The following is a 24,600-nucleotide window of genomic DNA, read 5'->3' as shown; positions in this document are numbered from 1 at the left end:
CCAATTCGTGTGTCGGATGCTAGACAGATTCGTCTTCGTAAGTTCGAGGAGTTCACCCCGCCGTTGTTGCCCGTACGCGCATCTGCGGGTTTTGCGACGCCTGGTTACTTGGGTTTTACCTGCACCAACGTCCAGGGACGTGGCCTGTCACCCGCGCTGGTCTGAGCCTTCGAGGCAATTGACAGTGGATGAACGCTCGTCGAAGCCGGCTGGACGGCCGAAGACGCAGTCTCCCGCAAACAGGACTCCAGCGGGTAATCTCCCCGATACGCCTTGTGGGGAGGTTGGGATTGCATGTTTCTGCCGAAGGCTGCTGGTACATCCTTCGCGTCAATCCTCGATAGTGGGCGGGCAGTTTCAATGCGAAACGCATGCTGATGCATTTAGCTATTCAACGATAACTGTTCGTCTTTGTCTGCGGTTCTGGAGGTATCGTGAACGCTAATGACGTCTTCTTGCTTCAGTCAATGATTGATCGGGACCAGAAACGGTCTGCTCCCAATATGGCGGCAGCGAGGCATCAGACCTTCTTCGTGGCGAAGCAGCTTCTCAAGAAACTCAATCCCGGCCACGATGACTTGTTAAGTGGGATCGTGGACGGCGAGAAGGACTGTGGTGTTGATGGCATGTATCTGTTCGCCAATTCTCTCTGCGTCCGTGATGAAACTCCCCTAAAGGTGCTGGGCAGGCGGGCTCGCCTCGATCTCTACATTCTTCAAGTAAAGAACACGTCCGGATTTACAGAGGCACCAATTGAAAAGTTGATGCTGAGTTTGCCAAAGATCTTAGTTTTCGGCAGGGACGAGGAGCGTCTGGCGGAGACCGTAAATTCAAGGCTCATCGAGATATCTCGTAGGTTCCTTGACACCTATAGAACCCTAGATCTGCCTGAATTGAGAATCTTTGTCGTTTTTGCATCACTGAAAGCTCAATATCTTCACCCGGGGGTGGAGCGTAAGGCGAATGAACTCAGAGAATGTCTATCCGCCCTTTTTGGGGCGGCGGAACCATCGGTAACCTTCCTTGATGCGGCAGCAGTGGCGGATCTTTCGCGCGAGCCCCTCCGGGTCACGCGAAAGTTGCAGTTAGCCGAAAATCCAATTTCTACTGACACGGCTGGCGGATATGTGGCAGTCGTGCGACTCGCTGATTATGAACGCTTCATCACCGGAGCTAATGGTGAGCTGGATGGCACCCTTTTCGAGGCGAACGTACGAGACTATGAAGGTTCTACGGATGTCAACAAAAGCATCCAAGAAACCCTCGAAACGGTGGACGCTGCTGAGGACTTCTGGTGGCTGAACAACGGGGTGACCGTGGTGGCGTCGAAAGTGCGGCCTGCCAACAAAATGCTTGAGCTTGAGTCGCCTCAGATCGTTAACGGACTCCAAACCTCCACGGAGATATACAAGCGGAAGCCAACCAGTTACAGAGGTGACAATAGAAGCGTCTTGATTAAGGTCATTGAAGCCAAGGATAATGTTGTTCGAGATAGAATAATTCGCGCCACGAATAGCCAGACTGAATTCGGTCCGAGTGCCCTGAGGGCGACGGATCGCGTGCAGCGACAAATTGAGGAATACCTATCAGAGCGAGGTTTGTACTACGAGCGTCGGCGGCGGTACTACTTCAACCTTGGAATGCCTGTCGAGCGCATTGTGTCCATCGATCAGATGGGACAGGCCGTGCTCAGTGTGCTGGTTCAGACCCCGCACGTTGCGAGGGCAAACCCAAGCACCATCTTTGATAGGGGTGTGTACGAGGTTGTTTTCGACAACAAATTCGAACTGGCCATGTACTATTCGTGCGTCAAAACTCTGCGGGCCGCTGCGGACCATCTGACAATCGATGGGGGCATTGGTATCGTTGAGGACTATCAGTACCATCTAGCAATGCTTTTGGGTATGGTGTTGACTGGTCAGGAGCGTCCGACAACTGTGGCAATAGCAAGACTTGAGGAGGCTGATTTCACGACCGCTACAGCAAGGGACTTAGTGAAGGTGATACAATACGAATACGAAAAAGCGCATCGGTCGAAGCGTATCCTGATGCTCGATCGTCTAGCGAAGGACGAACTTATTACTGAGCAGGTTCGCGATAGGGGAAAAGAGTATCTGCGGGGTGACTGTTGGGTTCAGAAAGCCGCAGCGCCGTCAGGGGTTGGCCGGGGTTCTAGAGGTAAATCTTCTCGACCGAGCCGTTCTAGGGGTTTCCCCAATCAGCGGTCCTGAATAACGCATGGGTTAGTGGGTCGTCCAAGGATGCGTTCGGTATTGCCTTTGAGGAACGCTGAGAGCAGCAAAGGGTTTCCAGTGGGCTTCTTGATCACCCTCACGCACCGAACGAAGGCGGTTTGCGAACTCCTCTGCAACGGCTTGCGATGTAACTAAAAAGGGCGCGGCGGCTGCGATCATTTTTAACTCGCGAGCCTCTCGCAGGACAGGCCATGACGAGTCGGAGGTGACATCGTAGCCGTAAGTGGCGGCCAAGGATCGGCCTCCCGTTGGCGGCCCGAACCTCGCCTCACCGACCGCAGCGGCTGCTAGATCAACCTGCCACGGCCCGACGCATGTGGCGTCGAAGTCGCACATTAATGCTCGGCCTAACGGTTCTCGAAGAAGATTTCCGATGTGAGCGTCTCCATGGATGAGCGTCTGCGGTCGACGGCCGTTGAGGGCTGTTACCTCTAGTTCCAGGCGGTCGCACCAGCCGATCAAGAAGTTCCTGTCCGGCTTGCTGAGCCCGTCGGCGTCAGTCAACCGTCGCCGAGCATCCCCAATAGGGTCCCACGCAGGCAACGGAAAGGTGGGCACGCCGATGGCATGGAACGCTCGGAGCGCTGTGGCGAGGTCCTCGACATTCATGGCGGGTGGATGAGGTGGGACGAATTGCCAGACTGATGCAGCCAGACCGCCGAAGTTGACTGGTTGTTCGACTTCGGGTGCTAGTCGAATCGTTGGTGCGTCGACTTCGGCGAACCAGCGCCCAAGCTGAACGACCTTGGTCACCCGGTCCCGGAGCTGATGAGTCCGTGCGATCCGGATGACGATTCCAGCCCGGGGCAATGCGTAGACCGCGTTGTTTGTCAGCTGGAGCAGCCGGCCGCCCTCCGGGGAGACGTCCAGGATGGCAGCGATTTCCCGCATCGCTGCCGTCATCGTCTCCTCGGAGAACCGGGCACTCATGCGGCTGTCGAAGCCTGAGCGTTCAGGGTTGCTTCGAACGCAGCGACCTCTGGTAACTCTCGGTGCCGAACGAGGTCGCGACGCAGATTGACAACCCGATCAATAACCCGCCTGGAACTCATTGCCTGTACCTGCTCAAGCACACGGCCTCCGACGGCGAGCGCCTGCTCGGGTTCATCGGCCAAGAACAGGGCGCTGCACAGCCCGACCCCGTTGAGTACGGTGCTGCGCACGTTCGCCGCCCCGAACGCCGCAATGGCATCTCTGCCCCAACGCACCGCCTCGGACGCGTGCTTACGGTCTTGCCGCGCCATGTCCCGGTACACCCGCCCGTACTGAGCGAACAACTCACCGCGGTCGTAGAAGCCCATACCGTCCGGTTCGCGCTCCTTGTCGATGCGCTCGAACTGGTCGCTCGCTTCGCCGAGGGTCTTCACCGCAGTCTGGTGGTCGCCGAGCGCCGCGAGTGAGGCTGCCTCCGCCCCCCAGAGGAGGGCTTTGGCCGCCGGCGTCGAGTGTGAACCGAGCTGCGCGTGCGTAAGTTGCAGCGTCGCGAGTGCATCGCGGTTGTGTCTGAGATGTTGGAGCTGCTTGGCCTGCGCGTACCTCATCAACGCGACCAGCGGCGCGTTGTCAGCAGCCAGCGCGGCTCGTTCCCCGGCGACGAAGTGCCGCTGCGCGTCGTCGTGCCTTCCCGCATCAAGGGCTGTCCAGCCCGCCAGTTGTCGAGCTGTTGCCACCGCTGCGATGAGCGGCGGTGTGAGCCTTGCTGGGTGCCCCCAATCAAGCATCCGGTACACCGACTCAGCGAACCGGGCCACCTCCCCGTACAGGAGACCGCCGCCAGATTCTCGGTCCACCGACCGGTACAGCTCCAGCACTGCGTTCAGCCGTGCGATGTCCGACGTGCCGATTCGCCGGGGCTGGACGAGTTCGTTACCACCAAGTAGGCCCGCCCCAGCAGCAACAGCAGCGATTCCGGCCAACAACGCCCGTCGGCTTTGGTCCGGCCCAGCGTCCTCGCGACCAGTTGAGGGGGTGGCTGTCCGGACCGGTTGGTGAGGCTGCCCGGGAAGGGCGAACCAGAGACACGCAGCGGGTATGGCGAGCAGCATGGCCCAGTGCGTCAGTCGGTCCAGGTGCACGAGCGCTGGCCCGTTCTCCACCCGACTCAGCTGCGCCTGCGTTATTCCCAGCCACCCCGCCACGACGGTCTGCGGCAACGCGACCCGCCCGTGGTACGGATGGCAGCGGTAGGCCCTGATCACGCGCCCCAGATGTCTTTCGGCGAGGGCCCGTCGCACAGGTTCGTGGTCCCAGAAACTCGCCGGCACCACCGGCGGCGCGCTCAACCGGTCCCGTTCGGCGGCCTGGCATGGCGTGCACCGTCCGCTGTCGTTGTCCCGGGCCAGCCGTCCGCCGCATCGGGGGCAGTTCGAGTGGGTCACCCGCGGCTCCGTCCATCCAGCTTCATCGAGCCTATCCATTGAACCCGTTGGGTGGGGGAGTGGTATACGCAGCGCGCATATCGCTGATGCCCGCACTGTCATACGTCGCCGGGCTGCTGGGCCGCACGGTCGGTAAAACCCCATCGGAAGGAGCACCATGCTGCTGGCCATATCCCCACCACGTACGGGCAAAGCACTCGTCTCCGACGAACTCTTCGCCCGGCTGTCCGCCCGCATCGCCCACGATCACCCCGAGCTGGATGCCGACCTGCCGCCCCGGATCCTGGACCAGGCGCTCGCCTTCCTCGCCGCTTGTGCCGTCACGGCCGCGCCGATCGGTCCAAGCGCCCTGGTCGACATTGGCTGGCACACGTTCATCCTGCACACCCACGACTACGCCGAGTTCTGCCACCGCGTCGCTGGCCGCTTCATCCACCACGAGCCTGAGCCCACACCCGACGACGACATCCCGCAGCCAATCGGCGCTCCGATCTCGCGGACGGTCAATGCGATCCGAGGGGCCGGTTTCGTTGTCGACGCCTCGCTCTGGGCGGGTGAGGGCGCGGCCGAGTGCACCCAGTGCCATGCCGGGTGCACCGACAGCCCGACCGGATAGAGCGGCTGACCAGCGGTCCCGGACATAGACTGCCTGGGACCGCTCGTCGTTCCTAGGGGCCGCCGCATGTCACGCCGTCGCCACTGGCACGAGCTGCCCGAGTCGGTACGGACAGAGATCGAGCGGCACACCGGCAAGGTCAATTCGGTCGCGACGATCCCCACCGGGGCCTCCTGCGACGTGGCAGTCACCCTCGACACGGCCGCCGGTCGAGTCTTCTGCAAGGGCGGAAACGCGGACAGCCCTTCCGCATGGCTCTATCGCAATGAGGCTCGCGTCAACCCGTGGCTGCCAGAGGTGGCTCCCCGGCTGCTTTGGACCGTTGAGCGCGACGGATGGCTGCTCTTGGGCTTCGAGCATGTCGCGGGCCGGCACCCCGATCTGGCGCCCGGATCACCCGATCTGCCGTTGCTGGCGGCACTGCTCTCCGAGCTGAGCGGGCAACTCACGCCGTGCCCGCCGCTGGCCGTGCACCCTTTCGCTGATCGGTGGCATTCCCTCATCGCCCCTGAGTTGGTCGACGGTGACACTCTCCTGCACACCGACATGACGCCCCGGAACTTTCTGGTCCCTGAGCAGGGAGCAGGATCGACGGTGAGGATCCGTTTGGTCGACTGGTCCAGCCCTGCTCGGGGTGCCGCCTGGATCGACACCGCGTTCCTGCTGCTCCGACTTGTTCGCGCTGGCCACACGCCGTCCGCCGCCGAGGCTTGGGCGGTACAGATCCCCGCTTACGCCTCGGCACCCGAGCATGCCGTGACCGGGTTTGCGGATGCTCTGGTGCGGCTTTGGCAACGCAAACAGCTCGCCGCGCCTGCGCCCCATCACGGTCCACTTCGCGCCGCAGCTCAACGGTGGGCCGCCTACCGAGGACGCCCGAAGCGTGTCGGCGGCCTGGCAACGTCGAGAGACTCAGGCGTTAAGACGATCGAGTCGAGCGCAGCGCCTCGATGACCACGTCCCATCGCTCCGGCCCGTTCATCGGGCTCAGCGGCTTCCCGTCCGCCACGACCACTCCGGCAGCGCGCAGCACCGCCAGGTGACCCGCATAAGCCGGATGCGCCGCCAACTCGTCCTTGGTGTGCGGGAACGCGATGATCGGCAATCCCGCCCCCAGTGACTCGTTGAGGACGCCGAGCGCCAGCGTGTCGTTGATGCCCAGCGCCCACTTCGTCACCGTGTTGAACGTGACGGGCGCGGCCACCACCACATCGGCCGGCGGGTGGGGCTCGGGGTCGCCGGGCATGCGCCACTCGACGCGTACCAGATAACCGGTTTTGTCCTGCAACGCCTGCCGGTCGAGCCACGGCGCGGCGGTCGGGCTGACGATCATGCACACCTGCCACCCGTCGGCGATCAGCAGGTCGACCAGCTCGTGGATGTGTTCCGCCGGACCCGCGGCGCAGACGACCAGATACAGCACCGGACGTTCCGTCATGCCCGCAGTCTGCCCGACTCGGCGGGGGCTCAGTCGAGCGCATACCCATTGCGCATGCCGCCAACGATCACCGTGACATGCCGTATCGCCTGGTCAAACACCAGGGTCGACGCATGGCCCGGGGCGGGTGCTCGCGTCCCCAGGGCTGCGCCGACCCCCATCGGCGCAGCCTCGTCCCCGCCCGCCCCGGCGCCACTCGACTCGTCGACATCTTGGAGCCGCCATGCCCACCCTGACCGCCGCCTGGGCTTCGGTCGACTACCTGGCTGCCGGCGACTTCTGGTGCACACTCGAAGACCGCCGGCCGGGCCTGCTTCCGCGCCGGGACGCGCTGTTGTTCTTCACCGCGCTGGGCCGCCTCGCGGTCGGCGGTGACGACCCGGCCAATCAGGCGGCGCTGCTCACGGTGCTCGGCCGCGCGTACCGTCACTTCGACCTGCTCCCGCACGCCACCACCATCGGCGACGCGCTGCTCGCGACAGTCGCCCGCCACGCGCACCCACTGTGGACGCCACAGCTCACCGTCGTCGCCAACCCTGCGGTGCGCCGCGCCACCGACGCCGTGCGCCGCGCCGCCGGCCGGGCCGGCGACGGCCGGGCCTGGTGGCACGTCCAGGTGATCGGCCACGACCGGCCGTCGCCCGACATCGCCATCCTGACGGTACGTCCCTGGCGGCGACTGCCCTTCCAGCCAGGTCAGGCCGTGCCGGTCTGCACACCCCGCCGGCCCGGGCACTGGCGCTGGCTCTCACCGGCCAACGCCCCACGCGCGGACGGCACCGTCGAGTTGCACGTCCGCGCCGTGCCCGGCGGCACCGTCTCCCATGAGCTGGTCCATCGGGTACGCCCCGGCGAGCTGCTCTGGCTCGGCCCACCCGGCGATGCTGGTCTGCGCCTCGACCCGGCGCGTGCCGACGATCTGCTGCTCGTCGCCGGCGGCACCGGCCTGGCCCCACTGCGCGCCCTGGTCGAACAGGTCACCGCTGCCCCGGACGGTCGACGGGTGACGCTGGTCGTCGGCGCGCGCACCTTCACCGACCTGTACGACGCGATCGCCCTCGACAAGCTGCAATGCGCCCACGACTGGCTGACCATCGTGCCGGCCTTCTCCGCCGACCCCTGCGCGGAGCCGGCCGAACGGGGCGACGCCCTGACCATCGCCCTCCGCCATTACGAGCCGGGCCAGGAGATCTACCTGTGCGGCCCGCCCACGATGCTGGCCGCCGGGCGGTCACGGTTGCTCGCGCTCGGCATCCCCGCCGCCCGCATCCACGTGGCCGGGAGCTTCGCTCGGTGACGGCTGTTCCCCGCGGCCGAAACGGCACCTGCTATCCGCGCCACGCCAACCCAGCGGCACCGTCATCCCGCCGTCGCGGTTCGGAGAATGCCGTTGAGGCCCTCCTCGAACAGCAGGTCGTCGTCCCATTGGGCGGGGTCGAGGTGACCCGTGGCGTGGAGAGTCGGGTAGGCGTCGGCGTTCGCGGCGACGTGGGCGCGGGCTGCGGCTCTCGCGTCGGGGTCCGCGGTCTGGTGCCACGTGGCTTCGGTGAGCGCGGCGCCGATGACGTAGTTGGCCAGCATTCGCGTGGCCAGCGCCAGTTGGAGCCCGGAGCAGCCGCCGCGCACCAGCGCCGATTGCAGGAATTCGGTACGGGCCAGGACGTTGGGTCCGAGCATCGGGCGTCCGATCAGCCTCGGTGCCCAGGGGTGGCCCAGCATCGCGGCGCGCCAGCCTCGGACGAGGACGCGGATGTCCTCCAGCCAGTTGTCGCTCACGTCCGGCATCGGTACGTGGCCGAAGATCCGGTCGACGGCCAGGTCCAGGACGTCGTCCTTCGTCCGCACGTGCCAGTACAACGCCGTCGCTGTCACGTCGAGGTGTTGGGCGAGGCTGCGCATCGTCAGACCTTCGATGCTCTGCTCGTCCAGCACTGTCACTGCTGTGTCCACGATGCGGTCGAGGGTGAGCGGCTGTTTGCGTCGTGGTCGCGAGGGCTCCGCGCGCAGCCAGATGGGCGGTGAGCTCATAGAAGCCAACTCTAGACCAGTGGACAGGCAACTTAACATCGGTAAGGTAGTGGAACGAGGGAAAGTTAGCCTTGGCGGTTGGTGAGGAGAGCGGCCCATGCCTCTGCTGCGAGTCCACCTGGACAGCGACCGGAGCACCTCCCGTCGCGTCCTCCAACTGCATCAGCAGGGCAAGATCCATCACGAGTCGCGGGAGGCCGCGCGCGAACAGGTGTGGCGTCGGGGCCACACCCCAACCGGTGACCCGATCTTCGTCGGCGTCACGAACGGCCGCCGGGACGTGCAGCTGCTCTACGACGTGGAGGTCTACTCCGACACGGTCCCCTGAGCGCCCGCCGATTCGGCTGGCGCTCGCCGTCCGAGGGTGAGGTCAGGTGTTCGTGTCGCCGAACTCGCGTACCCCGTCCACGTCCAGCGTGATCCGCCCGTTCTCGGTCCACTGACCGGTGGCGGCGAGCCAGCTCGGGTCGTCCCGCTCGTCGATGGCGCTCCAGCTGTGCCGGTGGTGCCGTAGCTGGATCGGCCCGGTCGACTGGCCCGGCGCGAGCGTCCCACCGGTGAAGGTCAGCTCCACCCAGCCGGGGACGGGAGTGCCCGGCGGGGGATTCGGCGGGGCCGGCGTCGACATCGCCGACGGCGGCCCACCCGGTGGGACGAAGAACTGCACGGTCTGCCGGATCCGGGCGCAGCCCAGCACCGCCCAGTCGCAGTTCGGCACCAGCGAGGTGTTGCCGCCCTCGAACCGCAGGTGGTAGCGCACCTGCACAGTGCTCAGGTCGAGCGGCCCGGTGCCCGTGTTGGTGACCCGCAGGAGGTACTGGATCTGGTTGTTCGTCGGGGACCAGTCGAGATTGAGGTAGCTGACCGTCGCGCGACCGCTGACCGTGCGCACGGTGGTGGCGGCCGAGGAGTCGGAGTAGCCGCCGAGCGCGCGGGCGGCAACCGCGATGCGGTACGTCGTGCCGGGCGACAGGTCGGTCAGCGTGATCGTGGTGTCCTCCGTGGTGCCGAGCCAGCGGTACGTGTTGGGGCCCAGCGGCACCTGCACCTCGTAGTTGATGGGCTGCCCGGTGCCCTGCCCGTCGACCCAGGCGGACGGCGTCCAGGTGAGCGTGAGCTGGTGTGGTTCGTTGGCCACCACGGTCGGGCTGCCGGGGGTGCTGATCGCCGGGCCGTCGTCGGCATGGGCGACGCTGACGGCGAGCAGGCTCGCCAGCGCGGCGACGGCTACGACGGCGATGGCGCGGCGAGGGGACATGAGGCGAATGCTAGGGCCGCACGCGCAGAACTGATAGCTAACAGTCAATATGTGGGCTCGGGTTCACGCTGCCGGTCCGCTACTCGACGTAGTCAGTTTGGGGATAATGCCTGGTCAGACGGCTACCTAACGTCGACCCGTCATCACGAACGGCCCTGATGTCGGCGGTACGACACCCGCTGATCGGGCCTCAGACGGGAGAAACATATGCGTACCCAGAAACAAGCCCGCGCTGCCGTACTCGTGCTGGGTCTCGTCGTGGTCGCGGCGGTGGTCGCCCCGGCGAGCCCGGCGTCCGCCGCGGTCCCCGGCCTGGTGCGGATCGCCGCGACCAGCGTCAGCGACTCGGCCGACTTCCACAGCGCCACGGCGACCTGCCCGGCCGGCAAGGTGCTGACCGGCACCGGCTACGAGCTGAACGGCGTCACCGGCGAAGGCGTCGTCGACGACCTGCGCCCCAACGGCGGCCCGGCCACCGCTCCGACGGCAGTCACCGTCGGCGCGTACGAGACGGAGGCGTTCGCCGGGAACTGGTCGGTCACGGCGTACGCGATCTGCGCCAACCCGGTGCCCGGCCTGGTGCGCGTCTCCACCGTCGGCGCGAGCAGCTCGGCCGACTACCACTCCACCTCGGCGACCTGCCCGGCCGGCAAGGTGCTGACCGGCACGGGCTACGAGCTGAACGGCGTCACCGGCGAAGGCGTCGTCGACGACTTCCGCCCCAACGGTGGCGTCGCCGCGGCACCGACCGCCGTCACCGTGGGCGCGTACGAGTCGGACGCGACAGCTCTCAACTGGTCGGTGACCGCGTACGCGATCTGCGCCAACCCGCTCCTCGGCCTGGTGCGGGCGTCAACGGTGGGGGCCAGCAACTCCGTCGACTTCCGCAGCGTCACGGCCACCTGCCCGGTCGGGAAGGTGCTGACCGGTGCCGGCTACGAGCTGAACGGGGTGACCGGCGAGGGCATCGTGGACGACTTCCGCCCCAACGGCGGCCCGGCCACCGCCCCGACATCGGTCGCCTCCGGCGCGTACGAGGAGGACGCGTTCGCGGGCAACTGGTCCGACACGGCGTACGCCATCTGCGCCACGGCGTAGCAACGCGCGATGCGTGTGGCCGCCCCGCGACCGCGTGGGGCGGCCACACCGTTGGAGGTATTAATTCTGGACACGAACGGACGCGCCGTTCGGCGGTCGCGTCGGGCCTGGTATGTGTGCGGATGGGAGTGGGAGGATGCCAGCCTTCCGGGCGTACGAGGAGAATTCAGCCCCGGTGCAGGGGAGCCGATGCTGCGTCTCTCGTAGGGCGTCGATGATTGCGCCGGCGTTGACCTCGGTGAGCCTGCCGGATCGGCATCTCTCTGCCAACAACCAGATCGTGCCGTGGACCTCAAGACCGTATCGGCGACCGACCTTGGTTGCCGTGCGGTCGTCAGTGACGGCCGTGCCCTGGTGAATTTCCGCCGCCGCGAAGACAGACGCCTCACCCAGGTCCCGTCTGCCAGCGCCAATCCGACGAACCCAGGCTGCGAAGCAAGTGAGTTCGGTGATCGTGTCGAGCGCGATGACGTCGACCCAGTCAAGTTCCAGTGCCGCGGTCAGAGCGCGCTCCCGCTCCGAGTTCGTGCGAAGCTCGTCCAGCACCACAGCCGTTGTCGCCACGCGCTGTCCGGCAACCAGGTCGGCCAGCACATCGAGCCGGTCAGCCAGGGCGAAGTGGTGAAGCACTGTCGTGTCGAAGACGAGAAGCGAGTCGTGAGCTGTCGCAGTCACGGTGCGAGATCTGTCTCGTCGCGTGTTGGTAGATCGTCCAGGCCAATCTGGCCATGGAGGAGTTCGACCGCGCGGGCATCCGATACCAGGTAGCGGCGCCACGACTCCATGACTGCGTGCGAGTAACCCGGCGGTACGCGAATCGCGTCCAAGTCAGGTTGCGGCGCCCAGCCGACCGCATCCATGATCTCCGCCCGGGTTGGCGTGGTTCGGCACCAGCGTGCCGACGACACGTCGAGCCAGCCAGCACGTTCCGCCTGGCGTACCGCAAGCGACCACGACGTGCGGTAGCGCGCCGTGAGGCGGATCAGTTCTTCCCGAGACGCCGGGCGGCCGATGACGTCGTCGAACGCGGCGACCGGGAGGAGCAACTCGGCGGCAAAAGCGTTGATCAGGCTTTCCCGATCCGCGCGGGACACGTGTACCGCCAGATCGCTGGAATATTCGTCGCCCAACACCATGTGGCCCAGCTCGTGCGCGGCGGTGGCTCGCCGTCGGCCGGGGTCTCCCTCGACGCTGACGACCGACACCGCCAGGTCGCCGTCCACCATCGATGCGCCTTCGCCCTGCAGGTCGCTGATCAGGACGTACTGGCCGCTGCGCTCGCAGAACTCCATCAGGGTGTCGATCGGCTCGGTGCCGATGCCCCGCCCGTTGCGCAACCAGCGCGCGGCAGTGCGGGCGTCATCGTCGGAGGTAACAGCGCCTTGGTAGCGGACAGGAGGAACGAGAGTGAGCGTGCCGATGTCCAGGAGTTGGCGGACGTCCCTGAGCCAGGAGGCAAGCGCGATCTCCAGGCGTTGAGAACGTCTTGCCGCGTCTGTGTCGGTGTCCTCGGCGATGACCTCCGCGCGGTGCGAGATCACTGCTGGTCGGCGGTGCAGCAGATGATCGATGGGTACGTCGAGCGCTGTCGCGAGCCGGATCAGTTCCAGCGCATCCACGCGTCGAACACCTGACTCGATCTTTGCGATCATCGTGCGATCGAGGCCGAGTTGCGCCCCCAGCTCGGCCTGAGAAAGTCCAGCCCCGAGCCGCGTCTGGCGTACCTGCTCGCCGACTGTCGTCCAGTCGCCGGTTTCGGTCATGGTGCGATAATCGCACGCCCTCCTGCCGTGCGTCTCGACCAGAGCGGATCGGCATGACGAATTCGATGATTGGTTTCTGCTCGTCGATACCCCGACATGTCGGTACCGGGCAGTCGCGGGAAGCACTCGGCCATAGCGTCCGGACGATGGACGCGATACGAGGGGAGCTGACCATGCGCGGAGCGGCGGTGGGTGAGCAGTGTCCGGTGATTGTCAACGTCGACCGGTGGCGGGCGGGGCTGCCGCCGGACGCGTGGCCCGACATGCTCCCGGTGAGCGGCGAGATGTGGCGGCGGGACGTCTTCGCTGTCGCCGAGGCCCACCGGGCTGGCGATGCGAGTCCACGGCAGCTGCTGACCGCCGTCCTGGCCTGGGCTTACGGGCCCATCGGGTACGGCCCGTGGCGTGCGGCCAGGTCGCTCGACGCCGATCCGGACGGCAAGCGCCTGGCGTACGCGCTGGAGGAGATGTCGGCACCCGACGAGGCCCAGCTGCGGTCGGCGTACCGCCGCTTCCTCGACCCCGACCAGGCGCGGCTGCCGTGGTTGGGGCCGGGCCTGTTCACGAAGGTGCTCTACTTCGCCGGTTACCGGCGCGGTGTGGGTGGCGTGCAGCCGTTGATCCTGGACCGCGTGGTGGCCGGCGGGCTGCCCGCCGAGGCTGGGGTCGCCCGCCGGGGCGGGTGGTCGTCCGAGGAGTGGCTGGCCTACCTGCGGTGGGCGGCGGAGCGGGCCCAGGTCAGAGAGGTCGAGCCGGATGCGGTGGAGATGGCGCTACCGCGCGGCGCGTAGCCGGGTGTCGAGCGCGTCGAGGTCGGGGACGAACCAGATCTGCCCGCCCTGATTGGCCTCGTGCACCAGGGCGCGTAGCGCCGAACTCTCCGCGAGGTGCGCCGAGATGTCACCGACGACTGCCAGCCGCACCCGGTAGTTGACGAACTTCTGCATGACGTCGCCGGCGAAGCGGGTGCCGAGCGAGAAGAAGCGTGGATCGAGCCGGCTGGCGGGCACGGCCACCACCTGGGCGCCGAGGAACGCCGCGCCGACCAGGTCCAGCGCGTCCTGCTCGGTGACCACCGGCGGGCCGGCCGGGTCGCAGACCAGCACCGGCACTCCCGCGCGTTCCTGGATCTCGTCAGGCATCCAGGGTCTGCCGGTCGAGCAGGCCGTTGTCGGCGTCGAGCAGGCCGTTGTCGGCGTTGAGGACGGCGTCGAGCAGGTTGAGCAGTTCGGCGGTGGCGGCCGGGCCGCCCAGGATGATGATCTTCAGGCGGCGACGTTCCTCGTCGTGCACGGTCTGCACCCGCAGCGGGTGGGCCTGGTCGTGGCCGGTGTTGGCGCCGGCGAGCACGAGCGTGCCGAGCCGGTCGGCGGCGGCCGAGTCGACGCCGTCGACCTGCACGATGCTCGACACCTCCGCGTGCCCGCTCACGCGGGGGGCGGCCGGAGCCTGACCGGTGAGCGCGTCGAGATCCCCGGCGGCGATCCGGTACTGCTTGCCGATCCGCACCGCCCGCAGCCGGCCGGAGCGGATGTAACCCCGCACGGTGCGCACGTGCAGCCCCAGCCGGTCGGCGACCTGCTCGACCGAATACATGTTGTCCTTCATCACTCCCTAAACTACCCTCAGTGAGCCGGAGAGGTAAGAATGCGGTCTGATTCGTTTACGGCATCAGCTCCAAAGGACGCCCGACACGGGTGCCTCACCTGGCGACTGCTCGAATAACCCGCCCGCCTTGTCGGAGGGTTCCAGTACCGTCTGGAAACCATGGACGCGCGGCGCGGCGACGCGATCATCGGGCGGGACCACCCCGTGGGTCTGCTGCGCGCCGAGATGGACAGGGCGACGACCAGCCACGGCGGCCTTGTCCTGGTCACCGGTGAGCCGGGGATCGGCAAGACGACACTCGTCACGGCGGCGGCGCGAGAGGCTCGGCAGCGCGGCGCGCTGGTGCTCGGCGCGGCCTGCTGGGATTCCGACAGCGCCCCCGGCTACTGGCCGTGGGTGCAGGTGCTGCGCGGCCTGCGGCGCTCCGCCGACGACTGGGCGGTGGCCCGCCCCACCGCCGAGCCGGCCCTCGCGGCCCTGCTCGGCGAGACCGACACCACCGGCGAGCAGGCCGGCCGCATCGCCAGTTGGGCCGGCGTCGACACCGGCGGAGACGCCGCCGACCGTGAGGCGTTCGCGTTGTTCGACGCGGTGACCGCCGCGCTGGTCGCCGTCTCCGAGCACCGACCGGTCCTGGTGGTCCTCGACGACCTGCACTGGGCCGACCCGGCATCCCTACGGCTGCTGAGCTTCGCCGCCCAGCACACCTGGTTCGAACGGTTACTGCTGATCGGCACCTACCGTGACGCCGAGGTCGAGTCGGGCGAGCACCCGCTGCGCCCCCTGCTGATGCCCCTCGTCGCGAAGGCCACCAGCATCACCCTCACCGGCCTCTCCCGCGACGAGGTCGCCGCGTTGATGGCACGGACCGCCGGGCGGCAACCCGACGCCGGTCTCGTCGACGAGGTGCATCGCCGCACCGGCGGCAACCCGTTCTTCATCGAGCAGACCGCGCGGCTGTGGCACGCCGACGACGCGGCCGGCACCATCGCCCCCGGCGTCCGGGAGGCGGTGCGACGCCGCCTGGCCCAACTGCCTCCGGCCGTGGTCGAGGCGCTCACCGTCGCCGCCGTGCTCGGGCGTGAACTGCACCGTCAGGTCCTGGCGGCCTGCGTGGCGGCCCCGGTGGCACAGGTCGACCGGTTGCTCGACCGGGCGGTGACGGCGCGGCTGATGGTCGCCCGGGGCGGTGGCCGGTTCGCCTTCGCCCACGACCTGGTCCGCGAAACCCTCTACGACGGGTTGTCCGACGACGACCGGCAGGCCCGGCACGCGGCGGTCGTCCGGGCGGTCGACCACCTGCGGGAGCTCAGCGACCAGTTGGTCCCCGCCGACCTGGCCCGCCACGCCTACCTGGCCGGCCCCGCGCTCGACCGGGCCCAGGCGGCCACCCTGCTGGTCGCCGCCGGGCGGGACGCGTTCATCCGGCTGGCCGCCGACGAGGCGGCGGTGCACTTCCGTCGGGCGCTGGAGGTGGTCGAGGACCCCGTGCAGCGAGTGCGGATCCTCGTCGAGTTCGGCGAGGCGCAATACCATCACGCCGGCCGGGAGGAGGCCACCCGCCTGCTCACCGAGGCGGGTGCGCTGGCCCGCACACTCGACGATCCGGTCCTGTTGGCGCGGGTCGCCCTCATCGTGAACCGCGCCCGGCAGGTGGAGACCGTCAACTCGGTCGAGGCCGCCGAGTTGGTCCGCGAGGCGTACCGGCGGCTGATCGGCGAGCCGGCCGTCGACGCGTCGGTCGGCACGCTGGTCGCCGACCTGATCACCGCCACCGAGACGATCGCCCGACGAGGGCAGGACGACGAGGCGCTCACCTTCAGCCTCTGGGCCCGCCACGACACCACCTGGGGCCTGGGCACCGCGATGGCCCGCGTCGCACTGACCGCCGAGATCCGGGACGTGGCCCGCCGCACGGGAGACCGGGAAACCGAGCTGTGGGCCACCGCGCTGCGCTGGGTGGCGCTGCTCGAGTTGGGCGACCCGCACTTCAACGAGGAGTTCACGACCTTCGTCGGCGCGGACCGGCCGGGCGACGACCGCAGCCGACACCAGATGGCAGCAGCCGTCGACAGCGGGATCATCGCCGCCTTCCGGGGCGACTTCGCCGAGGCCGACGCGCGGTACGCCGACGTCATAGACGTCACCGATCCGAGCCATGCCGAGTTCGGCTTCATGGGCCACCACCTGCGCTGGTCCCGACTGCTGCTTCAGGGCCGGTTCGCGGAAGCCGACACCCTGCTGGACGGGCTGGCCCCGATCGACTACCCCTACCAGGAGTTGCTGCGGGCGATCACCGCCGCCGAGCGGGGCGACGGCGAGACGGCGACCCGGTTGACCGCCGGCATCGAAGCCGCCGACATCCGTTACCCGCGTCCGGTGTCGCCGCTCTGGCTGCGGTTACGCGCGCAGGTAGCAGCCGCGTCCGCCGACCCGCGGCGCTGCGACGCGGCCCGAGCCGCGCTCGCCCCGCACCGTGGCGAATGGATGGTCGGGCTCTTCGGTTGTGACATCAGCGGCCCCGTCGACCACTGGTTGGCGCTGGTCGACTGCGCGCAGGAACGGTGGGACGACGCCATCGCCGGCTTCACTGCCGCCATTGCCTCCGCCGAGCGGCTGGGCTCCCGGCCCTGGTCGCTCATCGCCCGCGCCGGGCTGGTGAACGCTCTGACCGGCCGAGGCCACCCGGGCGACGCCGCGGCGGCCGCCGCGCTGCACGCGACCACCGCGTCGGAGGCAACCGCCCTCGGTATGACGCAGGTGCTCCACCAACTCCCCGGCAACGCGGGGACCGTCGGCGTGGGCCAGGCTCTCGGTGCAGGCCAGGCTGTCGGTGCAGGCCAGGCCGGTGCGTCGGTCCAGGTCGCACCGGCCATCGAGGGGTACGAGTTTCGGCGCGACGGGCCGGTCTGGCAACTCGCGTACGCGGGTGTCGTGGTGCACCTGCCCGACGCCAAGGGCCTACACGACCTGCATCTGCTGCTCAGTCGACCGGGCAGCGACGTACCCGCCGTGGAGTTGCTCGACCCGGCCGCCGGGCCGGAGTTGGTGGCGGCCCGGCAGTTGGGTGCCGACGCGGTCCTCGACGACGAGGCGAAGGCCCGCTACCGGCGGCACCTGGCCCGCCTCGACGAGGAGATCGACCGGGCCGCCGCGCGCGACGACGGCCGGAAGGTGGCCGCGCTGGACGCCGAGCGGGGTGCGTTGCTCGACGAGCTGCGTGCCGCTGCGGGGCTGGCCGGTCGGAGCCGGCGGCTGGGCGACGAGGCCGAGCGGGCCCGCAAGACGGTGACCGCCCGGATCCGGGACACGCTGCGCAAGCTCGACGGGCGGCACCCGGCCCTCGCCGGCCACCTGCGCGACTCCGTCTCGACCGGCAGCACGTGCCGTTACCTGCCGCCCGAGCCGCTGCGCTGGCGGCTCTGACACGGCGACGGGCGCCGCCACAGCCGTGGCGACGCCCGTCGTTTCGATCACTGTCAGCGGCGGTTGTACCGGTACATGGTCAGGGTGCCGAAGACGAGCAGGAAGCCGGCGCTCCACACCAGCAACCACATGGTGGCCGACGGGTCGGAGTCGCCGCTCATCGCCCCGCGGATCGCCGCGACCAACTGCGTCACCGGGTTGACCTTCACGAACGCCTGGAGCCAGCCGGGCATGGTGCTCGGGTCGACGAAGACGTTGCTGAGGAACGTCAGCGGGAACAGCACCATCATGCTGACCCCCATCACCGACTTCTCGCTGCGCAGGATCAGCCCGAAGAACGTCCACACCCAGGAGAACGCGAACGAGAAGACGACCAGCAGGCCGATCCCGACGGCGACGCCGACCACACCGCCCTGCGGGCGGAAACCGAGCACCAGACCCAGGCCCAGGATCACCAGGGCGGCGAGGACGTAGCGCAGCACGTCGCCGAAGATCATGCCGACCAGGGCGGACGGGCGCCAGACGGGCAGCGTGCGGAACCGGTCGAAGATGCCCTTCTCGATGTCGGAGTTGAGGCCGATACCGGTGTACATGGTGATCATCACGACGCTGGTCACCATGATGCCGGGCAGGAAGAACTGCAGGTATTCGCGCGGGCTGCCGGCGAGTGCGCCACCGAACAGGTACGTGAACATCAGCACCATGATGATCGGGAACGCGGTCACGTCGAAGAGCTGCTCCGGCACGTGCTTGATCTTCAGCATGGCGCGCCAGCCGAAGGTGAGCGACGCGCTCAGCGCGCTGGGCCGGGGCGGTCGGGCATTGGGCGCGAGCACCGTCGCCAGCGCCTCGGCGGACGGGACGTAGACGGACGGTGCCCGTTCGGTGGTGGTGGTCGTGGTGTCGCTCATCGGGCTGCCTCCAGCTCGTCGTCGCGGTCGCCGGCCGGCACGGCGGGATGGTCGGTCAGGGCCAGGAAGACCTCGTCCAGACTCGGCTGGCCGAGCGAGAAGTTGTCCACGACGATGCCGGCGCGGGCCAGGTCGCTCAGCACCCGGGCGGCCTGGGCGCTGGCGTCGAGGTCGGTACCGGCCTCACCGACGCGGGCCGTCAACGCCACCGGGTCGGCGGCGAGCTGCACCGGCACGTCGAGCGCCTCCCGGAGCACCCGCTCCGCCTCGGGGCGCTGCCCGGGATCGCGCAGTCGCAGGTGGACGGTGCCCGAGCCGATGGACGACTTCAACTCACCCGGGGTGCCCTCCGCGATCACCCGGCCGTGGTCGACGACCGCGATCCGCCCGGCGAGCTGGTCGGCCTCGTCCAGGTACTGGGTGGTCAGCAGGACCGTCGTGCCGTGCGACACCACCGCCCGGACGATCTCCCACACCTGGTTGCGGCTGCGCGGGTCGAGACCGGTCGTCGGTTCGTCGAGGAACAGCAGGTCGGGGGTGCTGAGGATGCTTGCGGCGATGTCGATGCGCCGCCGCATCCCACCCGAATACTTCTTCACCTGGCGGTCGCTCGCGTCGGTCAGACCGAACGCGGCGAGCAGGGCCGCCGCGCGTTCCCGGGCGGCCGGCTTGCGCAGACCGAGCAGGCGGGCGAGGAGCACCAGGTTCTCCGTGCCGGTCAGGTCCTCGTCGACCGAGGCGTACTGGCCGGTGAGGCTGACCCGGGAGCGGACCTTGTCGGCCTCGGTGACCACGTCGTGGCCGAAGACCCGGGCCGAGCCGCCGTCCGGACGCAGCAACGTCGCGAGCACCCGGACCGCTGTGGTCTTGCCCGCCCCGTTCGGCCCGAGCAGGCCGTAGACGGTGCCGGCGGGCACCTGTAGGTCGATCCCGGCCAGCGCCCGGGTGTCCCCGAACGAGCGGGTCAACCCCTCGGCCTCGATGGCCGGTCCGGTGGTGCGTCTATTCATGGTTCTCTTCCTTCCGTCGGGCGTGTTCAGGCGACGTACGGCCGGGCCGCCCGGCCGTCGCGCAGGGCCAGGCCCCACCAGCGGAGCTGGTCGAGCAGGACGCCGGCGTCGCGGCGCAGCTCGTCGGTGCACTGCGGAATCGACTCTCCGGCGAGCAGGTCGATCCCGACGACGTCACGCACCGTCATCGCGTGCAGCGCGGTGAAGACGGTGCGCAACTGGTCGACGGCGTGCAGGCCGGTGGACCGACAGCCGTACGACACGAAGCCGACCGGTTTCGCCTGCCACTCGTCGTACGCGTAGTCGATCGCCTGTTTCAAGGGTGCCGGAAAACTGTGGTTGTACTCGGGGGTGACCACGACGAACGCGTCCGCCCGGTCCACCTCGCTGACGAACGCCCGGATGGACGCTGTCGGCTCGGCGGGATAGCTGGCCGGGAAGTCGTAGTCGGACAGGTCAACGACAGTGACCGCCAGGTCGTCGTGCCGCGTGGCCTGGTCGACGAACCAACCGGCGACCCGGTCTCCGGCCCGCCCCTCCCGGGTGCTGCCGACGATCACGGCGATCCGCAACTGTGTCATCGCCACCCCCTTCCACTCTGAAGGCGCGAGGTCACGGCCAGCCGCCCGCTAGATCCGATCTAGCGGGCGGCGTTTCGGAGCGGGATGTCGCACGGGTCGGCTTGACTGGTGCCGACGAACAGGGGATCGGAATGGCACAGGCACACCTCGAACCGTGGCACGAGCGCGACCTCGACCTGCTGCGACAGCTCAACTCACCGGAGACGCGCAGGCACACCGGTGGTCCGGAGACCGACGAGCAGGTGCTCGCCCGGCACGACCGCTACGTGCGCTTCGCCGACAGCGGGCAGGGTTGCATGTTCACTGTGGTGCTGCCGGACGGCGCGCGGGCCGGCAGCGTCGGCTACTGGGCCCGCGAGTGGCGCGAGCAACAGGTGTACGAGCTGGGCTGGGCGGTGCTGCCCGCGTACCGGGGAAAGGGCCTGGCCACCGTCGCGGTGCTCGCGGCCCTCGAGGTGGCCCGCGGGCGACGGGACCGGCGCTACGCGCACGCCTATCCGTCGGTTGACAATCCCGCCTCCAACGCGGTCTGCCGCAAGGCCGGGTTCACGCTGCTCGGCGAGACGGGGTTCGAATACCCGCCGGGGCGGATGATGCGCGCCAACGACTGGCAGCTCGACCTGACCGCCCCGCCGACCGGGAGCTGAGGTCGGCGGGGCGGCTGGTGACAGGTCACCAGGCGGTGTCGAGGCGGTGCCGCTGCTCGGCGGTCAGTTCCAGGTCCACCGCTGCCAGGCTCTCCTCCAGCTGCGCCACGGACGAGGCGCCCACCAGCGGAATGGACGGCAGCTCGCCGCCGAGCAACCAGGCGAGCACCACCTGGTTGACAGTCGCGCCGCACTGCCCGGCCACGTCCCCCAGGGCCTTGAGTCGTCGGGGCGCGCTCGGCAGGTCGTACGCCGGGCTGAGCGGCTTGTCCGCCCTGGTGAACGCCCCCTTGAGTAGCGGCGAGTACGCCACGAGGGTCAGCTCGGGCTCGGCACGCAGGTAACTGAGCAGGTCACCGCTGACCCCGCCCGGCTCGCCGTCGGGGTCCAGGTCGCTGGGGAGGTCCGTGCGGTTCGGCAGGTAACTGCGGTGGTACTGGAGCACCTCGTACCCGGGCAGGCCGGCGGCGGCGGCCAACGCCCGGGCACGCTCCACCCGCCAGGCCCGGTGGTTGCTCGCGCCCAGCAGACCCACAGTGCCCTCGGTGACCAGCTCGGCGAAGCCCTCCACGGTCTCCTGAAGCGGCACGGCCCGGTCCTCGATGTGCGCGTAGAGCAGGTCCAGCCGCTCCACGCCGAGCCGGTCCCGGCTGCGCTCCGCCGACTCACGGATCACCGTGGCGGGCAAGCCCTCCGCGTTGTCCAGGTAGCTCGTCCCAGGAGCCAACGGCCGGGCGCCCAGCTTCGTGGCGATGACGATCTCGGCGCCGACGCCCCGGCTGCGCCGCCACCGGCCCAGCAGTTCCTCACTCTGCCCGCCCTGCCCGCCGTCCACCCAGAACGCGTAGTTGTCGGACGTGTCGATGAACGTGCCGCCGGCCTCGACGTACCGGTCGAGGATCGCGTACGAGGTGGCCTCGTCGGTGGCGCTGCCGAAGAGCATCGCGCCGAGGCTGAGGACGCTGACCTCGCGCCGGGTCGCCGGGTCGGTGCCGATCGTGCGGTACCGCATGGGATCTCCTCTCGCGCGCCCTACCGGTGGGCGCACAGATCACCCTGCAAGCTGGAGCGCGCTCCAGGTCAAGCCCTTGTCGTCACCAGGGGAGCACTCCGTAGCCGCCGCCGGCATCCATCTGGAAGCCCCAGAGCAGGCCGCTCGGCCCGTCGGCGGGCAGCGTCGCCAGGTGCACGCTCACCTCGGCGCCCTGCTCGGCGGAGCGGAAGCCGCTGTTGCCGTTCAGGTCGGTGGCGCAGTAGCCCGGGTTCGCCGCGTTGACCTTGATCGGGGTGTCCCGCAACTCCTTGGCGTACATGGCGGTGAGCATGTTCAGCGCCGCCTTCGACGACGGGTACGGCACCGAGGTCAGCTCGAACAGCGCGCCGTCCGGGTCGGTCATCACGGTGATCGAGCCGACCTCGCTGGAGACGTTGACGATCCGTGCCGCAGGTGCCCGGCGAAGCAGCGGCAGCAGCGTGTTCGTCACTGTCACCACTCCGAAGACGTTGGTCTCGTACAGCCGGCGCATCGTCGCCACAGTGGTTTCACTGGGTAGCCCTCGCGCGCCGTCGGCGAGGACGATGCCGGCGTTGTTGACCAGCACGTCCAGCCGGCCGTACTCCGCTTCCACCCGCTTCGCGGCGGCCGTCACGGATTCGACGTCGGTGATGTCGAGCGGCACGAAGACCGCATCCGCACCGCCGTCGCGCAGCTCCCGCTCCGCTGCTCGACCCCGTTCGGCGTCCCGCGCGCCCACCAGCACTGTCATTCCGAGGGCGCCGAGCTGCCGGGCGGTGGCGAGGCCGATCCCTTTGTTGGCCCCGGTGATCAGGGCGATCGCGTTCGTCATGCCGTCGAGCCTGTCCGGGCCGGTGACGTGCCGGGAGAGACGGGCTGAGGCTGGGATCGGCGGTACCACCCTCACCGGCCCCGCCCGGGGCATGCTGGGGATATGACGAGCGGCGGCCTGCGGCGTGACGAACTGGCGGCGTTCCTGCGCACCCGCCGGGCCCGGCTGCGTCCCGCCGAGGTCGGGCTGCCCGAGGGCGAACGCCGACGCACCCCCGGGCTGCGCCGGCAGGAGGTGGCCCAACTCGCCGGGATGTCGATCGACTACTACATCCGGCTGGAGCAGGGCCGAGGGCCACACCCGTCCCGGCAGGTGCTCGCCTCGATGGCCCGGGCGCTGCTGTTGAGCCGGGACGAGCGCGAGTACCTGTTCCGACTCGCCGGGGAGAACCCACCGCCGACCGCCGGCCCGAGCCGGGAGGTGACTCCCGGGCTGCGGCACCTGCTCGACGCCATGACCGAGACCCCGGCGTACCTGGTCGACGCCGCGTACCACGTGCTGGCCTGGAACCGCATGGCCACGTACTTCCTGGGCGACCTCGCGGCCGTTCCGGAGGCGGAGCGCAACATGATCCGCTGGACGTTCCGGCAGCCGGTCACCGAGGGTCACTGGACCGATGCCGACGCCCGACGGTTCGTGCACAGCACGGTGGCGGACCTGCGGGCGGCCTACGGCCGCTACCCGGCCGACGCAGGCGGTGTTCCACCGGATCGCCGAGCGCGTCGGCTCCTGACCTCGCTGAAAGCGCTATGCCTCAGAGTCAAAACTATGACTCTGAGGCATAACGCTCGCCGAGACATGACCCGCCGGACGGCGGGCTCGGCTCAGTTGGGCAGGTAGGCGAAGGTGTCCGGGTTCGGGCCCTGCCGCCCGGCCTCGCCCTGGTGCAGCCCGGTGATCCGCTCCATGGCGGTGTCGTCCAGCTCGAAGTCGAAGATCCTGGTGTTCTCCTCGATCCGCTTCGGGGTGGTCGACTTCGGGAAGATGATGTCGCCGCGCTGCACGTGCCAGCGGAGCACCACCTGCGCCGGGGTCCGGCCGACCTGCTCGGCGAGGTCGACGATCGTCGGGTCGTCGAGCACCTTGCCCTGCGCGATCGGCGACCAGGCCTCGGTGAGGATGTTGTGCGCGCGACCGTAGGCGCGGACCTCGTCGTTGGTGAAGTACGGGTGCGCCTCGATCTGGTTCACCGCCGGCACGATGTTCGCCTCGTCGGCCAGCCGCTCCAGGTGCGCGACCTGGAAGTTCGACACGCCGATCGAACGGGCCCGGCCGTCGCGCTGGAACTCCTCCAGCGTCTTCCACGTCGACACGTAGTCGCCGTCGTACAGGGTCGGCAGCGGCCAGTGGATGAGGAACAGGTCGATGTAGTCCATCTTCAGCGCCGCGAGCGTCGAGTCGAACGCCCGGCGGGCGTCGTCGGGGCGGTGGAAGCCGTTGTTCAGCTTGCTGGTCACGTAGACCGTGCTCCGGTCGAGACCGGACATGCGTACCGCCTCGCCGACCTCGGCCTCGTTGCCGTACATCTCGGCGGTGTCGATGTGCCGGTAGCCGGTCTCCAGGGCGGTGGTCACCGCGGCGACGGTGTCCTTCGGCTCGATCTGGAACACCCCGAAGCCGAGCTGCGGAATGGTGGTGCCGTCGTTCAGGCTGATGTCGGGAATGGTGTTGGCCACTACGGCTCCTTCGCGTCATCGTCGTTGCCTGTCATCCATACCCGGACGGCCGGTCGAATC

The 24,600-nt window shown here is 68.5% G+C and carries 25 protein-coding genes; 10 read left to right on the top strand and 15 right to left on the bottom strand.

What is annotated here, in order from left to right:
* Positions 1 to 434 precede the first annotated feature (434 nt).
* On the top strand, positions 435 to 2,231 hold the full coding sequence (locus GA0070612_RS00870) for an AIPR family protein (protein ID WP_157742390.1): 1,797 nt from the start codon (positions 435 to 437) through the stop codon (positions 2,229 to 2,231).
* Positions 2,232 to 2,243: 12 nt separating this feature from the next.
* Here GA0070612_RS00870 and GA0070612_RS00865 read toward each other — a convergent pair whose 3' ends face one another.
* Together GA0070612_RS00865 and GA0070612_RS32325 are read right to left on the bottom strand one after the other, a co-directional pair.
* Positions 2,244 to 3,158: an aminoglycoside phosphotransferase family protein gene (locus tag GA0070612_RS00865; RefSeq protein ID WP_231924418.1), complete on the bottom strand. Its 915-nt coding sequence runs from the start codon at positions 3,156 to 3,158 to the stop codon at positions 2,244 to 2,246.
* Between the two features lie 23 nt (positions 3,159 to 3,181).
* A complete protein-coding gene (locus GA0070612_RS32325) occupies positions 3,182 to 4,066 on the bottom strand; it encodes a hypothetical protein (RefSeq protein ID WP_231924417.1) in 885 nt (294 codons plus the stop codon).
* Between the two features lie 724 nt (positions 4,067 to 4,790).
* Between GA0070612_RS32325 and GA0070612_RS00855 the strand changes: the two genes are divergently transcribed.
* Together GA0070612_RS00855 and GA0070612_RS00850 are read left to right on the top strand one after the other, a co-directional pair.
* A complete protein-coding gene (locus GA0070612_RS00855) occupies positions 4,791 to 5,249 on the top strand; it encodes a glycine-rich domain-containing protein (protein WP_088986168.1) in 459 nt (152 codons plus the stop codon).
* Positions 5,250 to 5,315: 66 nt separating this feature from the next.
* Positions 5,316 to 6,203 carry a hypothetical protein gene (locus tag GA0070612_RS00850; protein WP_197699286.1) on the top strand — a complete coding sequence of 296 codons (888 nt, stop codon included), beginning with the start codon at positions 5,316 to 5,318 and terminating at the stop codon, positions 6,201 to 6,203.
* Here the strand turns inward: GA0070612_RS00850 and GA0070612_RS00845 are convergent.
* Positions 6,169 to 6,687 (bottom strand): flavoprotein, encoded by a 519-nt coding sequence (locus GA0070612_RS00845; protein WP_088986167.1) that lies wholly within the window; start codon positions 6,685 to 6,687, stop codon positions 6,169 to 6,171. The genes GA0070612_RS00850 and GA0070612_RS00845 overlap by 35 nt on opposite strands.
* A gap of 223 nt (positions 6,688 to 6,910) precedes the next feature.
* On the opposite strand from GA0070612_RS00845, the gene GA0070612_RS00840 reads away from it, so the two are divergent.
* Positions 6,911 to 7,984, top strand: a complete 1,074-nt coding sequence (locus GA0070612_RS00840; RefSeq protein WP_088986166.1) for an FAD-binding oxidoreductase — start codon at positions 6,911 to 6,913, stop codon at positions 7,982 to 7,984.
* A 62-nt stretch (positions 7,985 to 8,046) separates the two neighbouring features.
* Here GA0070612_RS00840 and GA0070612_RS00835 read toward each other — a convergent pair whose 3' ends face one another.
* Entirely contained in the window at positions 8,047 to 8,715 is a 669-nt protein-coding gene (locus tag GA0070612_RS00835; protein WP_088986165.1) for a TetR/AcrR family transcriptional regulator, read from the bottom strand.
* A 97-nt stretch (positions 8,716 to 8,812) separates the two neighbouring features.
* Between GA0070612_RS00835 and GA0070612_RS00830 the strand changes: the two genes are divergently transcribed.
* Positions 8,813 to 9,043 (top strand): hypothetical protein, encoded by a 231-nt coding sequence (locus tag GA0070612_RS00830; protein WP_088986164.1) that lies wholly within the window; start codon positions 8,813 to 8,815, stop codon positions 9,041 to 9,043.
* A gap of 42 nt (positions 9,044 to 9,085) precedes the next feature.
* On the opposite strand, the gene GA0070612_RS00825 is transcribed toward GA0070612_RS00830, so the two are convergent.
* Positions 9,086 to 9,973, bottom strand: a complete 888-nt coding sequence (locus GA0070612_RS00825; RefSeq protein WP_088986163.1) for a fibronectin type III domain-containing protein — start codon at positions 9,971 to 9,973, stop codon at positions 9,086 to 9,088.
* A gap of 207 nt (positions 9,974 to 10,180) precedes the next feature.
* On the opposite strand from GA0070612_RS00825, the gene GA0070612_RS00820 reads away from it, so the two are divergent.
* The gene (locus GA0070612_RS00820; RefSeq protein WP_088986162.1) at positions 10,181 to 11,071 is read left to right on the top strand and encodes a hypothetical protein; all 891 of its coding nucleotides are present in this window, start codon (positions 10,181 to 10,183) and stop codon (positions 11,069 to 11,071) included.
* A gap of 60 nt (positions 11,072 to 11,131) precedes the next feature.
* On the opposite strand, the gene GA0070612_RS00815 is transcribed toward GA0070612_RS00820, so the two are convergent.
* Positions 11,132 to 11,746: a hypothetical protein gene (locus tag GA0070612_RS00815; protein WP_088986161.1), complete on the bottom strand. Its 615-nt coding sequence runs from the start codon at positions 11,744 to 11,746 to the stop codon at positions 11,132 to 11,134.
* A complete protein-coding gene (locus GA0070612_RS00810) occupies positions 11,743 to 12,834 on the bottom strand; it encodes a helix-turn-helix domain-containing protein (RefSeq protein ID WP_088986160.1) in 1,092 nt (363 codons plus the stop codon). The genes GA0070612_RS00815 and GA0070612_RS00810 overlap by 4 nt, the downstream gene beginning before the upstream one ends.
* A gap of 146 nt (positions 12,835 to 12,980) precedes the next feature.
* Here GA0070612_RS00810 and GA0070612_RS00805 point away from each other — a divergent pair, with 146 nt between their 5' ends.
* Positions 12,981 to 13,625 carry an 8-oxoguanine DNA glycosylase OGG fold protein gene (locus tag GA0070612_RS00805; protein ID WP_157742389.1) on the top strand — a complete coding sequence of 215 codons (645 nt, stop codon included), beginning with the start codon at positions 12,981 to 12,983 and terminating at the stop codon, positions 13,623 to 13,625.
* Here GA0070612_RS00805 and GA0070612_RS00800 read toward each other — a convergent pair.
* Complete coding sequence (locus GA0070612_RS00800; protein WP_088986158.1) at positions 13,608 to 13,976, bottom strand: DUF4180 domain-containing protein; 369 nt, start codon at positions 13,974 to 13,976, stop codon at positions 13,608 to 13,610. The genes GA0070612_RS00805 and GA0070612_RS00800 overlap by 18 nt on opposite strands.
* Complete coding sequence (locus GA0070612_RS00795) at positions 13,969 to 14,442, bottom strand: helix-turn-helix domain-containing protein (RefSeq protein WP_197699285.1); 474 nt, start codon at positions 14,440 to 14,442, stop codon at positions 13,969 to 13,971. Before GA0070612_RS00795 ends, GA0070612_RS00800 begins: the two co-directional genes overlap by 8 nt.
* Before the next feature lie 159 nt (positions 14,443 to 14,601).
* Between GA0070612_RS00795 and GA0070612_RS00790 the strand changes: the two genes are divergently transcribed.
* Positions 14,602 to 17,868 (top strand): ATP-binding protein, encoded by a 3,267-nt coding sequence (locus GA0070612_RS00790; protein WP_088986157.1) that lies wholly within the window; start codon positions 14,602 to 14,604, stop codon positions 17,866 to 17,868.
* 53 nt (positions 17,869 to 17,921) lie between these two features.
* Here the strand turns inward: GA0070612_RS00790 and GA0070612_RS00785 are convergent, their stop codons facing one another.
* Genes GA0070612_RS00785 through GA0070612_RS00775 form a run of 3 tightly spaced genes read right to left on the bottom strand, consistent with a single transcriptional unit; the run spans position 17,922 to position 20,370 of the window.
* Positions 17,922 to 18,779 carry an ABC transporter permease gene (locus GA0070612_RS00785; RefSeq protein WP_088986156.1) on the bottom strand — a complete coding sequence of 286 codons (858 nt, stop codon included), beginning with the start codon at positions 18,777 to 18,779 and terminating at the stop codon, positions 17,922 to 17,924.
* The gene (locus GA0070612_RS00780; RefSeq protein ID WP_088986155.1) at positions 18,776 to 19,789 is read right to left on the bottom strand and encodes an ATP-binding cassette domain-containing protein; all 1,014 of its coding nucleotides are present in this window, start codon (positions 19,787 to 19,789) and stop codon (positions 18,776 to 18,778) included. Before GA0070612_RS00780 ends, GA0070612_RS00785 begins: the two co-directional genes overlap by 4 nt.
* Before the next feature lie 26 nt (positions 19,790 to 19,815).
* The gene (locus GA0070612_RS00775; protein WP_088986154.1) at positions 19,816 to 20,370 is read right to left on the bottom strand and encodes an NADPH-dependent FMN reductase; all 555 of its coding nucleotides are present in this window, start codon (positions 20,368 to 20,370) and stop codon (positions 19,816 to 19,818) included.
* 131 nt (positions 20,371 to 20,501) lie between these two features.
* On the opposite strand from GA0070612_RS00775, the gene GA0070612_RS00770 reads away from it, so the two are divergent.
* Positions 20,502 to 21,017 carry a GNAT family N-acetyltransferase gene (locus GA0070612_RS00770; RefSeq protein ID WP_088986153.1) on the top strand — a complete coding sequence of 172 codons (516 nt, stop codon included), beginning with the start codon at positions 20,502 to 20,504 and terminating at the stop codon, positions 21,015 to 21,017.
* A 25-nt stretch (positions 21,018 to 21,042) separates the two neighbouring features.
* Here GA0070612_RS00770 and GA0070612_RS00765 read toward each other — a convergent pair whose 3' ends face one another.
* Both GA0070612_RS00765 and GA0070612_RS00760 read right to left on the bottom strand, forming a co-directional pair.
* Positions 21,043 to 22,029 (bottom strand): aldo/keto reductase, encoded by a 987-nt coding sequence (locus GA0070612_RS00765; protein ID WP_088986152.1) that lies wholly within the window; start codon positions 22,027 to 22,029, stop codon positions 21,043 to 21,045.
* An 82-nt stretch (positions 22,030 to 22,111) separates the two neighbouring features.
* Positions 22,112 to 22,864: an SDR family oxidoreductase gene (locus tag GA0070612_RS00760; protein ID WP_088986151.1), complete on the bottom strand. Its 753-nt coding sequence runs from the start codon at positions 22,862 to 22,864 to the stop codon at positions 22,112 to 22,114.
* A gap of 102 nt (positions 22,865 to 22,966) precedes the next feature.
* Here GA0070612_RS00760 and GA0070612_RS00755 point away from each other — a divergent pair, with 102 nt between their 5' ends.
* Positions 22,967 to 23,704 carry a helix-turn-helix transcriptional regulator gene (locus GA0070612_RS00755; protein ID WP_167393594.1) on the top strand — a complete coding sequence of 246 codons (738 nt, stop codon included), beginning with the start codon at positions 22,967 to 22,969 and terminating at the stop codon, positions 23,702 to 23,704.
* Here the strand turns inward: GA0070612_RS00755 and GA0070612_RS00750 are convergent.
* Positions 23,689 to 24,540 carry an aldo/keto reductase gene (locus GA0070612_RS00750; protein WP_088986150.1) on the bottom strand — a complete coding sequence of 284 codons (852 nt, stop codon included), beginning with the start codon at positions 24,538 to 24,540 and terminating at the stop codon, positions 23,689 to 23,691. The two genes, GA0070612_RS00755 and GA0070612_RS00750, sit on opposite strands and share 16 nt — an antisense overlap.
* Positions 24,541 to 24,600: the final 60 nt, after the last annotated feature.

Origin of the sequence: Micromonospora chokoriensis (assembly GCF_900091505.1) — a bacterium.
GTDB lineage: Bacteria > Actinomycetota > Actinomycetes > Mycobacteriales > Micromonosporaceae > Micromonospora > Micromonospora chokoriensis.
This window is presented reverse-complemented; position numbering and strand designations above follow the sequence as displayed.